Source organism: Bacillus paramycoides (assembly GCF_038971285.1).
Lineage (GTDB): Bacteria > Bacillota > Bacilli > Bacillales > Bacillaceae_G > Bacillus_A.
Genome location: NZ_CP152427.1, coordinates 1,879,746 through 1,893,254, shown reverse-complemented (window position 1 = coordinate 1,893,254; position 13,509 = coordinate 1,879,746). Strand labels below are relative to the sequence as shown.

General features: G+C 34.7%; 14 protein-coding genes and 1 pseudogene. 4 read left to right on the top strand and 11 right to left on the bottom strand.

What is annotated here, in order from left to right:
* Positions 1 to 21: 21 nt before the first annotated feature.
* The gene (locus tag AAG068_RS09770) at positions 22 to 1,197 is read right to left on the bottom strand and encodes an MFS transporter (RefSeq protein WP_342719117.1); all 1,176 of its coding nucleotides are present in this window, start codon (positions 1,195 to 1,197) and stop codon (positions 22 to 24) included.
* A gap of 202 nt (positions 1,198 to 1,399) precedes the next feature.
* Positions 1,400 to 2,333 (bottom strand): annotated as a pseudogene (locus AAG068_RS09765) (aldo/keto reductase).
* Positions 2,334 to 2,442: 109 nt separating this feature from the next.
* Between AAG068_RS09765 and AAG068_RS09760 the strand changes: the two are divergent.
* Positions 2,443 to 2,751, top strand: coding sequence for an ArsR/SmtB family transcription factor (locus AAG068_RS09760; RefSeq protein WP_098669039.1), 309 nt, complete (start codon positions 2,443 to 2,445; stop codon positions 2,749 to 2,751).
* 39 nt (positions 2,752 to 2,790) lie between these two features.
* Here AAG068_RS09760 and AAG068_RS09755 read toward each other — a convergent pair whose 3' ends face one another.
* The 3 genes from AAG068_RS09755 to AAG068_RS09745 form a co-directional block, all read right to left on the bottom strand.
* The gene (locus tag AAG068_RS09755; RefSeq protein ID WP_342719116.1) at positions 2,791 to 3,741 is read right to left on the bottom strand and encodes a serine protease; all 951 of its coding nucleotides are present in this window, start codon (positions 3,739 to 3,741) and stop codon (positions 2,791 to 2,793) included.
* A 308-nt stretch (positions 3,742 to 4,049) separates the two neighbouring features.
* Positions 4,050 to 4,337 (bottom strand): AbrB/MazE/SpoVT family DNA-binding domain-containing protein, encoded by a 288-nt coding sequence (locus AAG068_RS09750; RefSeq protein ID WP_000648329.1) that lies wholly within the window; start codon positions 4,335 to 4,337, stop codon positions 4,050 to 4,052.
* Between the two features lie 114 nt (positions 4,338 to 4,451).
* Positions 4,452 to 6,332 (bottom strand): ABC transporter permease, encoded by a 1,881-nt coding sequence (locus AAG068_RS09745; protein ID WP_342719115.1) that lies wholly within the window; start codon positions 6,330 to 6,332, stop codon positions 4,452 to 4,454.
* Between the two features lie 270 nt (positions 6,333 to 6,602).
* On the opposite strand from AAG068_RS09745, the gene nadE reads away from it, so the two are divergent.
* Entirely contained in the window at positions 6,603 to 7,421 is an 819-nt protein-coding gene (nadE, locus tag AAG068_RS09740) for an ammonia-dependent NAD(+) synthetase (RefSeq protein WP_000174883.1), read from the top strand.
* A 48-nt stretch (positions 7,422 to 7,469) separates the two neighbouring features.
* Here nadE and AAG068_RS09735 read toward each other — a convergent pair whose 3' ends face one another.
* From AAG068_RS09735 to AAG068_RS09720, 4 genes are all read right to left on the bottom strand, one after another.
* Positions 7,470 to 7,931 carry an NUDIX hydrolase gene (locus tag AAG068_RS09735; RefSeq protein ID WP_048527390.1) on the bottom strand — a complete coding sequence of 154 codons (462 nt, stop codon included), beginning with the start codon at positions 7,929 to 7,931 and terminating at the stop codon, positions 7,470 to 7,472.
* Positions 7,932 to 7,961: 30 nt separating this feature from the next.
* Entirely contained in the window at positions 7,962 to 8,159 is a 198-nt protein-coding gene (locus tag AAG068_RS09730; RefSeq protein WP_342719114.1) for a DUF4083 domain-containing protein, read from the bottom strand.
* A 101-nt stretch (positions 8,160 to 8,260) separates the two neighbouring features.
* On the bottom strand, positions 8,261 to 9,421 hold the full coding sequence (locus AAG068_RS09725; protein WP_342719113.1) for a transglutaminase domain-containing protein: 1,161 nt from the start codon (positions 9,419 to 9,421) through the stop codon (positions 8,261 to 8,263).
* A gap of 145 nt (positions 9,422 to 9,566) precedes the next feature.
* Positions 9,567 to 10,319 carry a YwqG family protein gene (locus AAG068_RS09720; RefSeq protein ID WP_342719112.1) on the bottom strand — a complete coding sequence of 251 codons (753 nt, stop codon included), beginning with the start codon at positions 10,317 to 10,319 and terminating at the stop codon, positions 9,567 to 9,569.
* A gap of 223 nt (positions 10,320 to 10,542) precedes the next feature.
* Between AAG068_RS09720 and AAG068_RS09715 the strand changes: the two genes are divergently transcribed.
* Both AAG068_RS09715 and AAG068_RS09710 read left to right on the top strand, forming a co-directional pair.
* Positions 10,543 to 10,680: a YjcZ family sporulation protein gene (locus tag AAG068_RS09715; protein ID WP_212805063.1), complete on the top strand. Its 138-nt coding sequence runs from the start codon at positions 10,543 to 10,545 to the stop codon at positions 10,678 to 10,680.
* Between the two features lie 87 nt (positions 10,681 to 10,767).
* Complete coding sequence (locus AAG068_RS09710) at positions 10,768 to 11,733, top strand: patatin-like phospholipase family protein (protein WP_342719111.1); 966 nt, start codon at positions 10,768 to 10,770, stop codon at positions 11,731 to 11,733.
* Between the two features lie 107 nt (positions 11,734 to 11,840).
* Here the strand turns inward: AAG068_RS09710 and AAG068_RS09705 are convergent, their stop codons facing one another.
* Together AAG068_RS09705 and AAG068_RS09700 are read right to left on the bottom strand one after the other, a co-directional pair.
* Positions 11,841 to 12,008: a DUF3933 family protein gene (locus AAG068_RS09705; RefSeq protein ID WP_000816377.1), complete on the bottom strand. Its 168-nt coding sequence runs from the start codon at positions 12,006 to 12,008 to the stop codon at positions 11,841 to 11,843.
* Between the two features lie 12 nt (positions 12,009 to 12,020).
* Positions 12,021 to 13,463 carry a PLP-dependent aminotransferase family protein gene (locus AAG068_RS09700; RefSeq protein WP_342719731.1) on the bottom strand — a complete coding sequence of 481 codons (1,443 nt, stop codon included), beginning with the start codon at positions 13,461 to 13,463 and terminating at the stop codon, positions 12,021 to 12,023.
* Between the last annotated feature and the right edge of the window lie 46 nt (positions 13,464 to 13,509).

Genomic DNA, 13,509 nt, shown 5'->3' with positions numbered 1-13,509 from the left:
TATGCAATATCTATACAAGCTTTATGATGCAATTCCCGTTTCACTATGTTCAGTAAGTTTTTCACTTTTTCTAAACAAAAATAAAGCTACAACATATAGTAACGCAGTAAAACTACCTATAAGTATAAAATTGTGAGATGCTGCAAATAACATTCCTGCTATTGCCGCTCCAATCATTTGACCAATATACATAGAAGCATTCGCAAGCGCGGCTCCTGTTCCTCTTGCTACACTAGACATGTTTTGTAAGTGCCTCATCATTAATACAAACAAAATTCCTGTCACAAAAAATATAACAAAGAATAATAACTCCACAAATATAATGTTCTTTACATGAGGAAGTAATACATATAGCACTGCTGTAAATATAATTCCACTATAGAAAGAAAGGTTATAACTAATTTTATTTACGATTCTAGGGCCAAAAATATTACCGGTTAAATTTCCTAATCCTAATACGAACATAGCTGTACCTACTTCATGAACTTGCAAGCCAAATTGAATGGAAAGCCATACACCAAAAAATGAAAATGCAGCAAAATTACCAGTTTGAAAAACAAAATATGCAAAATAAGAAAGTGAAACCTTTGAATCTGCAAGTAATTGTTTATAGCGCTTTAAGATGTTTGTTTTACTTTCACCTATATGAACCGGTTGTATTTCTGGTAATACTACATAAATAAGAATGACAAGTAATGCTGATAATATACCAATGACGAAGAATGGTGTTGTATAGTGTATCATTGCCAAATACGATCCAACTGGCAATCCTAAAATTTGAGAGATTGCTAACCCTGCTGTTGCAATTCCAAATGCCTTTACAATTTGTTCCTTCTCTATAAGGAGCGGAATAGATGCCCAAACTTGTGGAGATACAAAGGCCGCACTCACACCTGCTAAAAATCTAAATACTAGCATCCATAGAAAACTCGGTGCTATTCCACATAAAAACGTACTTAACGCAAAAAAACTCATTCCTATTACCATCACTTTTTTTCTATTTAAGCCATCTGATATAGGACCAGCAATAAGTGCAAATCCAGCGTACCCTAAAGCATATGAACTCACCATCCACCCTGACAGCTCAGTTGAAACATGATACACCTGTTGTAATGTCGGTAAAAGTGGTGAAATTAAGAAAGTATCTGTACCTATCATAAACATAATCGTAAAGAATATAACTAGTACTCTTTTCATTTAAACCTTCTCCTTTTATATAAAGCGAAACTTTAATCAGTGGGGGTTTTGTTCATCCCCCACTGATTATCAGCCCTCACCAATCGGGCTTTTACGTGCAGTTGATTCCCCACCTAACTTCTTTGCTTCCACTAAATTTTGAGGTGGGGGTCTTACTGCCCGTTAATGCGGGATAAGAAGAGGGGACTCCCCCTCTTCTCAACTAAGCTTCTAAAATAGTTTCAATTTCTTTCATAACCTTTTCATTCAATGAAACTTCCACCGCTCTTACACTTTCTCTTATTTGCCCCGCTCGTTTCCCACCAGGAATAACAGTATCAATTCCTTTTTTGTTTAATAGCCACGCTAAAGCCAAATGCAATACTTCAAGATTCATTTCTTTAGCTAAGCCTTTTAACTTCTCAACTTTTTTAAAGTTACTCTTATATGTATTTTCTTCAAATAGATTTACACTTTGACGCCAATCACCTTCACTTAATTTAAAATCTTCCGTATATTTCCCGCCTAGTATCCCAAAGGCAAGAGGTCCGTACGGAATAAATGAAATACCTGATTCTATACAATACGGCAAAAGTTCTTCCCCTGCAGCACGATTCAACATATTATACGGTGATTGTACAACATCTATATGTCCGTGCTGATTCGCTTCTTTTAATTGCTCTAGGTTTATGTTTGATATTCCAATTGAACGAATTTTCCCCTCTTCTTTAGGCGAGTAAGCTCACCAATTGAATCTATGTAACTTGTTTCTGGATTTGTAAAATGTAAATAATATAAATCAATATAATCAGTTTGTAATCTTCTTAAGCTATTTTCCACAGCATTTCTTAAATAGCTTCGTTCATTATTAATATAAACCTCTCCATTTAATAACGGCTGTATTCCACCTTTTGTAGCAAGTACCACTTCTTGGCGTTTTCCTTTCAATACTTCGCCTACCAATTCCTCTGATCTACCGAAACCGTATGAATCTGCTGAATCAAAAAATGTAATCCCTTGCTGGATAGCTTCTTCTATTAATCGTTTCCTTCTTCCTCATTCACATTAGCATATAAATTATGCCCCCCTACAGCGTTTGTTCCTAACCCCAACTTTGAAATATGTAGTCCTGCCTTTTGTAATTTAGTATACTTCATTTTTTCTCCCCCCTATATTTCTATTGTTCTAATACATTCGAACAATAGAAATATACCACTTTATATGTTATAGTGCAAACTATATTAACTTATACAAGCAGGTGAAAAAATGCGTACTCTCTATCATCCAAACCGAGAAGAAATTCAATTCTCTTCTGTTTTATACGCACTTAGCGATCAAATTCGTTTACAAATTGTAACTATGCTACTAGAGAAACGTGAACAATCTTGTGGTGCGCTAAACATTCCAATTGCGAAATCAACTTTATCTCATCATTTCAAGGTTTTACGTGAATCCGGTGTTATGTATACACGTCTTGAAGGAACACAGCGTTTCATTTCAATTCGTGAAGATGACTTACATGCTAGATTCCCTGGTTTATTAGACGTCGTATTACATGCGACAGAACCATACTAAAAAACATCTCATAAAATTATGAGATGTTTTTTGTATTTTCTATTCTTTTAATAAATCTAATAATCCATTCCCTTCAGATGTACGTTCATAACCTAAAGGTACAGTTCTTTTAATAAGTTGTGCATATATTTCTGGCTCTGATAATTTTCTACCATATTCTCTCTCACACTGCTTAATAAGCAATGCGAGCGCTCCAGCCACATGCGGTGTCGCCATAGAAGTACCACTTAATACCGCATATTTCCCTTCAGGATACGTAGATAATATTTCATCGCCTGGCGCCACTAAATCAATTTCTTGATTCGAATTACTAAAACATGCGATTTTCCGTTCTAAATTGACAGCGCCGACTTCAATTACTTCTGAGTATGCACCTGGGAAATCTAGTTCCTCCGTGTTATCATCACAATCTCCATCATTCCCAGCAGCACATACGACGAGAACATCTTGCTTTACCGCGTTTTGAATTGCTTCATGTAATTCCGGAACGTCCTGCGGACCACCAAGTGACATTGATATAACTCTAACTCTTTCTTTATTAGGCCCTCTCCAATTTACAGCATAATGAATTGCCTCAATAATTTGCTCATAACTTCCAGACCCATCTCCCGCTAAAACCTTTAACACCAACATTTTAGCAAGAGGTGCGACTCCTAAAACACCGACTCCATTTTCAGTCGCTGCAATTGTCCCCGCTACATGAGTACCGTGTCCGTTATTATCAAGATAAATATTTGGATCCCCTTCATAATCTTGTGTGAAATTTCTTCCGCCAATAATGCGATCCTTTAAATCTATATGATTCATATCACACCCTGTATCTAATACGGCAACGATAATATCTTTTCCTTTCGCACTCTTCTCCCATACTTGCGGAGCATGAATGAGTTGTACACCTGGTGGAATTTCATTTACTTGTTCAACCACCTTTTCGACTGTAAAAGGAATCAATTGTATACCTTTTTGTTTATTCGCTGTACTACTATTCATCGTAATCCCTCCTGAAAATATATTATTTTCATTTCAGACCACTTTTGAAAACGCTTACATGTAACATTCGTTTTATTCGTTTCGTATTCCTCCCTTAAAAATATTTCTCAATATAGCTTACTAATTTTATCCCGCATTAACGGGCAGTAAGACCCCCACTGATTAAAGTTTCACTTTATACTACTCTTTTATTTATCTCGTAATTTTTAGACAAGAAAAATTACGAGATAAATAAAAGGACCAATTTAATGGTCCTTTTATAGTTTTTAAAGAATGATATGAAATTTTAAAAATAATTTAAATTAAGACTAAGCCTCACTCTTATTTAAAAACTTCTCTATTTCTTTTATGAGATGTTTCGCTCCATCTATACTAACAGTAATGTTTCCATTTGCTAATGATATGTTTTGATTTGAAACATCACCTGTTATTTGACAAGCATTGTAAGGTTGATATTTTTGTAAAATGACTTTGTCTTCTTCTACGAAAATTTCAAGCGGTGATTTGATTTGTATCCCCAATACATCACGTAATTCTTTAGGAATAACAATTCGTCCTAATTCGTCTACTTTTCGAATAACTCCTGTTGCTTTCATATTACTCCCCCCTTACTTTCTATTATTTTTCCACCTCGCTCTTTCCATTTTATCACTTTTTGGTAATACTTGTCTCTTTTTAGAAAATTTTGTACTCAAGTTAAAAAAAAACATTTAATGAATACGTAATCTCTCTTTCAATTGTTTTAAATAACGAAATCTTATCAGTAAAAAGTAACAAACTTGAATTCCTACGAAAATACTTAATACAGTCGCATTTTCTTTAAATAGTGAGTACTCAAACATCTGTCCCAGAGCAGTTAATGCTACTGCTCCATGTAATGTTGCAACACCTATTGGAACGAAGAATAATAGTGCTAATCGAATTGTAACTACTTTCGATAATTCTCCGCTCGTTAAACCTACTTTTCGGATCATTTCAAACAAACGAGTATCATCCTCTAAATCAGAAAACAGACGGAAGTAAAGGAAGCTTCCTGCACATACGAAAAATACTATACCAATAAAGAAACCTACAAATAGAATCGGTCCTGCAATTTGTAAACTTTGGTTTTGTTCATACTCTTCTGCACTAAACGTTGCATATTCTTCATATGGCTTCATTTGATACGTAAGCTCTTTACCAACCTCTATTTCATCTTTCGTTCCTTCTGTTTTGTACACATAATCTTTTTCCTCTTTAAATCCATCTTGTAATGCATCATATTGATTTTTAGAGATTACATAAACGTTACCTCTTAGTATTTTACTTAATGAAGAAGTATTAACTTTTTTCACATGTAAAGATTCATTCAAATGTGGTAAAGTAATTTCTTTTCTTTCTTTCATCGGTGGTCCTGGTATATCGACTGCTAAGAATAGAACTTCTTTATTTGCAACAGTTTGAAATGGTTCTCCTGTTAACTTCGCATATTTCTCATAATCTGATTCTTTTATGAAAATGCCGTTTCTTAACGACTGCTCCTCCGCCTTTTTCGTTGAAATATTCGTTTTAGAAGATGCTATATTATGTTTCTTTAATCCTTCATCAATTATCTTCAAATGCTGTGATTCATTACTATTTCCTTGCTTAGAATGATACTGAAACGCAATTGGTCTCTCCATAATGCCTTTCGTCATTGATGCGAAACCAACTAATGTACCTATCGCTGAAAATGCTACAGTTGAAATAATGGTTACAATAAAGAACATTCTTGCGTTATCTCTCATACGGTATGCTAAATCTGACAAGGTGATAATATTTGTCTGTGTCCAATAGAAACGTTTACTTTTTTTACACAGTCTAATAATAAAGACACTCAACTGCTTGTACAGCAAATACGTACCAATAATGACTACCGTTGTAACAGGAATCATCATGACAAATACCATTGCACCGTGTGACAACAGCGCACCTGCATATCCTGCACTAAGCAATATAACCGCTAATATAGAAGAAATAATGGATGCTTTCGGTTCTGGCTTCGCTTCTGCTGATCCTCTAAACAATTTCATAATTTTATTTTTTCGAATCATTCCTGCACTAAACAATGAAATAATCATAAATAATACGAAAAACATAATACTCGTTACAACAATGGCTTTCATCGGTATGTAATAAGCTAAAGAAATATCTAATTTTAATATCATCGGAGCTACAAATAGTAATACTCCGGAAAATAGCATTCCAGCAAGTATCCCAAAAATAATGGAACCTATTCCAATCATAATATTTTCAAAGAAAATAAGACGCTTTAATTGATATTTCGTCATACCTAGCATCATTAAAATTCCTAATTCACGCTTTCTCGTTTTTAAAAACATTCCCATCGAATATAAAATAAAGAAAAATGTAAATAAGTAAATAATGGACTGTGCAAAAGACATACTTACGAATACGTATTGTCCCAATTCTCCAGCACTTAATGCGGGATGAAACGCAAAAAATGAATAAACAAAAAAGGCCAAAATGGCAAATGCACTACTTAAAAAATATGCTGAGTATGTTCGTCTATTTCGCGTTACATTCCGGTATGCGAGTTCTCTAATGTTCATATTCCTTCTCCGCCCTTCTACTAACTATGTTCTTATATTAGTAAAGTCCGGAAATGCCTTCCATCGATTCAAATGACAAAAACCTTACATTATTGAAAGGTTTCAAAAAATTGCTTAAACGAAACAGTTTCATTATAATGACTACATTCATATTCATACACGCACCCTATTGTATATTCGTTAGTTTTGCGAAATAATAAAGGATAGAAGTATGAACCAATATACATATAAACTTAATTACCGCTTTAATATGAATAGGAGGAAAACATAATGACATTACAAGAACAAATTATGAAAGCATTACATGTTCAGCCTGTAATTGATCCGAAAGCAGAAATCCGTAAACGTGTTGATTTCTTAAAAGATTACGTAAAAAAAACAGGTGCGAAAGGATTTGTACTTGGCATTAGTGGCGGACAAGACTCTACATTAGCTGGACGTTTAGCTCAGCTTGCAGTGGAGGAAATTCGTAATGAAGGTGGTAATGCAACATTTATCGCCGTGCGCCTTCCTTATAAAGTACAAAAAGACGAAGATGATGCGCAATTAGCATTACAATTTATTCAAGCTGATCAATCTGTTGCATTTGATATCGCTTCAACAGTTGATGCTTTCTCAAATCAATACGAAAACTTATTAGGTGAATCATTAACAGATTTCAATAAAGGTAACGTGAAAGCACGTATCCGTATGGTTACGCAGTACGCAATCGGTGGTCAACAAGGATTACTTGTGATTGGAACTGATCACGCTGCAGAAGCTGTTACAGGATTCTTTACAAAATTCGGAGATGGTGGTGCAGACCTTTTACCATTAACGGGATTAACGAAACGTCAAGGACGTGCCTTATTACAAGAATTAGGTGCGGACGAGCGACTTTACTTAAAAATGCCAACAGCTGATTTATTAGATGAAAAACCAGGTCAAGCTGATGAAACAGAATTAGGTATTACGTACGATCAACTTGATGACTATTTAGAAGGTAAAGCAGTTCCAGCTGACGTTGCAGAAAAAATTGAAAAACGTTATACAGTGAGCGAACATAAGAGACAAGTTCCAGCATCTATGTTTGATGATTGGTGGAAGTAAGTAAAACATAAAAAAGAAGCTAATCTCATTTAGCTTCTTTTTTATATGTTAACGATATACCCCTACTCTTTTCTCCAATAAATCTTGCAGGCAATCTTCATGCTGTTTACAAAATAACGGTGGCATGTCGTCTAACGGGAAAAACTTCAAATCCAACGTTTCATCACCATCTATTTTTTTATTCCCTCCAACTATTGAGCATGAAAAACACATCACAATTGACTGTGCTTTGTCTCCATTTGGATATGATTGAAAATATTTTGTATACACTCCAATAAGCTCATTTATTTCTACATCATACCCGGTTTCTTCTTTTATTTCTCGAATTGCAGTTTCCGCAGCCGATTCTCCTATCTCCATTGCGCCACCTGGAAAGCCCCAAGCGTTAAAGTCTCCTCTTTTTTGCAGTAATACTTCTCCTTCTTTATTAAATACACAACCACCGGCAAAGTTTAAGAAAACATAATCATGCCCTACTTTTTCACGTAATTCTTTTATATAATTAGCCATCCTCTTCTCCTTTTCATACATCTTCTATCACTATTTCTTATCTTTCTCAAGCAATTCAATAATTCGATCTAGCTTCTTATTCATATGCATCACATGTTGTTTTTTTGCAACGCTGTTTTGCAATGCTCTTCTTATAAACAAAGTAAATGATAGGAAAAATAAAACGACAAGTCCGATTACTAAACAAGTATATATCAATGTAAATATATTACTTTCGAACAAATCCATTCAGATTCCACATCCTTCCTTTTTATTTTATCACATAATTCTGTTTTTTAAAGTAATACATAATAAAAAGAGCACCTTTTACAGATGCTCTTTTTCATTACTTAATACGTAAATGTAATTGTCGCTAATGAATAATCTGCCATCGCACTATATGGTGCTACTTGATAAGAAACACGTTTTGCACCTTTTGGCCAATCTATTTCATTTAACACTTTCTTTATATCTTGCATCGTCCCATCCATAGACTGCTTATATCGTACTTCTACCTTTTCTGGCTTAGAAGCGAATTGTTGCTGTAATTTCTTCTTAAACTCACTATAATTCTCTGCTCCGTATTGTGTAGACATATATTTTAAATTTGTTTCTTTTAACATTTGTTCATACGCAGCAGTCTTTGAACTACCCGCTTTTATTTTGTTTGTTAATTCACCAAAATAACTTGTAGTTGCCGCTGGATATTTACTACGATCCCATTCGTGATCTTTACTTAATTGCTCGTCAGACATATTAAAATATGAATATGTTACACGTCCAGCTTTATCTGGTACTGGATCATCGAATGTAGTATCAAGGTGGTACCATTTGTTTTCAATGTTCACTAAATTCCATGCGTGAGCTTGTCCATTTCCTATACCTGTTACAATATGGTTTTGGATACCCGCTTCTTTTAGTAATTCATATGTTAATAACGTATATCCTTGGCAAACGGCAGAACGATTCGCTAACGCTTCATATGCTGTATATGCTCCATAAGACGTATCATACGATACATGTTTTACAACGTAATCATGAATAGCTTTTACTTTCTCATGCTCATCCATTCCTGGTTTTATAATCGAGCCTATAATCGCTTTCGCCTGAGATTTTACATATTGTGTTTGCTCTTTTGATTCACGGTACTTAACTTGCAGTATAAACGTATAGTTTCCTGGTAACCCTTTAATAGAATATCTAGTAGACGCTACATTATATTTTACATACTCATCTGCATCTACAACTTTATTAAACTCGTCATACAATTGGTCCATCACATTTCTAGCATTTCTATCTTTTGTTTTATATGTGATTGTAATATTTTCTTCTCGATTATCAACCTGTTTTTTTAATTCTTTTCTAAAATCATTTAACAACTTTGCATCTGATTGTGATGTCGCTACAGTTGAATTCGTAGCTGCATAAGATACAGATGAAGCCTGTAAGCCTCCCATTACTATCGTTGAACAAAGTGCGGCAGCTGTCACATACTTACTTGTCTTTCCCATCATGTCACTCCTTACATTCTATAACTATACGAAAAAGTATCGTATAGTTTCAGAGTATACAATACTTTTTCGTATAGGTCATATGAGATTATGCATATTTAACATTGTAAAAAGGCTGTTCTTTTTATAAGAACAACCTTCTTCCTTAACAAGTTTGTAATACACAACATGCATTTTCAAAACGTCGATTTTTCAAGTCTTCATTTCCAATGCAGAAATAAAGCATCCCTAAATCTCCCCACATCATATTACAATTTTTAGTATCTGAATCAATTTGGAATAAAAGCGTCATTTGCTGCGGGTCTATTCCCATATACTGTCCAGTTTCGTACAATACCTCATCTTGTACAGAAAATGGCTCACCAAATATTTGATGGTTATCGTAGTTATCTGGAATTAACTCTTCAAGCAATTGTAAGAATCGATCTGAATCATCCTCATCTTCAATGAAGAGCTCTGGCAATTTATATGTCAGTTCAAAAGTAGTTGCACACTGGTTATAATTCGTTTGCAATTCATCCGCTCTTCGTAATTGCTCAACAGGAACATCATAATAAAGCACACGTCCCGCTTCGGTTGGATTCACATCTTCTTCAAAGTAATTTTCAACGCTAAAGAAATATAACATCCCTGTCCCAGGGAGATCGTGATCTATACCAACATTTTGTAAATCATTTAAATTAAATTGAGCGATAAACTGTAACGGATTTCCTTTATGCGTTGGGTATTCAAATGTAGCTGGTAAGTCAGGAACCCCTCCCATTTTCGAACTACCTATCGCTACTGTTTCCTCCTGCTTTGGCACAACTTTTATACAAGGAAATACAGTATTCATAAGTTCCTCTTTTAAATGTGTGAGCCCATATTTATCAATTAATACTTCAATTTGTTTATTCATACATTCTCCTTATATTTACATACTTATTTGTATCATCGCACAAAAATTATACTCCATTCTTTATAAAAACAACAAGCCTCCAAAAAACGGGCTCTTCCTACATACGCGAACAAGTTTAAAAAAGCATAGTATACATTGTTCCTACAAACACGATAGTTCATTATTTCTTCCAGTACATTTTCCCCTCGTTCATTTTTATTTTTAATATAAGGAGGAATTCCACATGGGTTACGGATATAGTTGCTGTGGTTACGGATACGGTGGTGGTTGTGGTTATGGAGGTTTCGCTTTATTAATCGTTTTATTTATCCTTCTAATCATCATCGGAGCTAGCTGTTGGGGCGGCTTTGTAGGCTGCTAGTAAATTTAAAAACTATTGTAAAAAAGCACGTACAATACGTGCTTTTTTGCCATTTTCAAATATTTTATGTGAAAGGAAGTATGATGGATGAAAATTGATGGTGTTTTTGAAGGAGGCGGTGTACGCGGAATTGCGCATGTAGGGGCAATTTACGCGTTAGCTGAAAAAGGCTATGAATGGGAGCGTGTAGCTGGAACATCGGCTGGTTCCATTATCGCCGCGCTCCTAGCAGCAGGATATTCTTGCTCAGAGTTAAAAACAATTATAACTGACATTGATTATAATAAATTTACGAAGAAAACCTTTATTGACAGAATCCCATTTATCGGAAAAGGATTAAGCGCATGGACTACTCTTGGTATTTACTCTAATATTTTTATAGAAGAATGGATTGAAGAATTACTGCGAAAAAAAGGAGTTCACTTATTTACAGATTTACCCGATTTAAATAAGCTTAAAATTATCGCTTCTGATATAAGTAATGGTAAAATGGTTATCTTTCCCGATGACTTACCAAACTACGGATTTTTAAATTATCGCTTCTCTATTGCTAAAGCTGTAAGAATGAGTAGTACCATCCCCTTCTTCTTTGAGCCCGTAAAATGGAGAACCCCTAAATGGAAGCAGCCTTGTTATATGGTTGATGGAGGAATTTTAAGCAATTATCCAATTTGGATTTTCGACTCCCCTACCTCTCCCCGCTGGCCGACTTTTGGGTTTCATTTCGTAAAAGATGAGATTCAAGCTGACCCAGCCCACTACAACGAGCCTATCTCCATGTTCAAAGGACTTTTTAAAACAATGATGCAATCCCATGATTTACGTCATTTAGACAAGGAATCAAAAGCAAGAACAATTACAATTCCAACAGGGGCTATTACTAGTACAAACTTCGACTTAACAAAGGAAGAAAAAGAGTGGCTATACAATTCTGGTTATAATGCCGCAAATAAGTTTTTACAATCGTGGAACTTCAGACAATATATTGATGACTATAGAAACAGAAAGCAGGATCGAAAATCAAATCGTTACTTCCGTCAACTTGACTCATAATACTATTACTTTTCATACGAGAACACGTAACGCTTTCAAAAAAAAATAAGCCTAGTAATAATATATTACTAGGCTTATTTACTTTCTGCATCATTATTATACGTTGTTTAAGGATACGTTAACCCTTCTGCTTCCTCTGCAGTAATAACGGTGTATCGATTTCCCGTTCGTAATCCTAACAATTCTGCTTTTTCAATTGCTTCCTCCTTCGTCTCCGCATAAGCAGCTAAATATTTTTCTCCATTGATAATTTGGCAAATTACATATTGTTTCATTACTTTCTCCTCTTACTTTTTCATTAGTTGTGCAAGTTTTTTAATACCTATTTCAATTTCTTCTAACGTTGCGTATGAATAGGATAGACGCAAAAATTGATTTGCACTTCTATCATACAAAGTACCTGGATTTAATAAAATCTTTTCTTTCAAAGCTTTGTCAAATAAGCTACGATTTGACACGGGTATATTCATATGTAACCAAATATAAAAACCACCTGCCGGTTCATACCAAGTTGCTATATCATGGCAATATTTCTCTAACATCTGTAACATAAAATCTTTACGTTTTTTCAACTGAGTTCTTACAAACTGTAAATGTTCATCATACAATCCATTTGTAAACCATTCCGCTGCAATTTGCTGGGATATTGAACTCGAGCCATAATCTGTTTGCATTTTTATGTCTGCTAATCTTTGAATGACTGGCTCTGATCCGACAATCCATCCGATTCTTAAGCCTGGACTAATGACTTTAGACATACTCCCAATATGTAGTACAATTCCGTTTTTATCATATGCTTTTAAAGGCTTTGAAACAGGCTCATCAAACCATAAGTCTTGATATACTGCGTCCTCTATAATAGGCAATCCAATTTCATTACATATTTCCATCACTTCTATTCTTTTCTTCTCATTCATACTAAAGTTCGTCGGATTATGAAAAGACGGGATTGTATATAAAATAGATGCATTAAATTGCATCATATATTTCGAAATATATGATGCATGTAAACCATTCTCATCCATCGGTATACCAATTAATCGCATTCCTGCTGATTGAAAAACATTAAGAGAATATAAATAAGATGGTTTTTCTAATAAGATAGATGCCCCTTTGGGTAGAAGCCCCATAGAAATAAGTTGCAACGCTTGAATTGCTCCTGAAACAATTAATATAGAATCAGGAGTTACATATACACCATGTCCTTTTAAATAGTCCGCAATTTTCTTCCTTAAATAAAAATTCCCTTTCGGTTCCTCATATCCAAGTATCATGTTCGACTTTAAAAGCTTATTCATAATATCTTTCATCTTTTTTTCAGGTAAAAGACTTGGCGCGAGTTCACCTGTTCCTAAACGAATTACGTGCGGATAAAATTCAGCTTGATTTATTTCTTGAATAGCAGGCAGATTCGGATAATGGAGTCCTGTTTCTACATAAGACTGCCAATTAGGCGGGGGTGCGTATGTAGAAGCATTCTCATTATTCTTTACAACAATTGTTCCTTTCCTGCCATTCCCTTCAATGTATCCCTTTGCCACTAGCTCATCGAAAGCCATTACAATTGTACTCCGGTTCACACCAAATGTATGTGCCAAATCTCTTTGTGAAGGTAATTTCGTTCCAATAGTCCATTCTCCATTAACGATTCTTTCTTTTATATGCGTTTCTATTTGTTTATACAGAGGTGTCGCTAGAGACATATTCGGTTTCCAAAAAGATCTTTCCATCATATCACCTTATATTCTTTTTGGTTGGTAACCTCCCCAACCATAT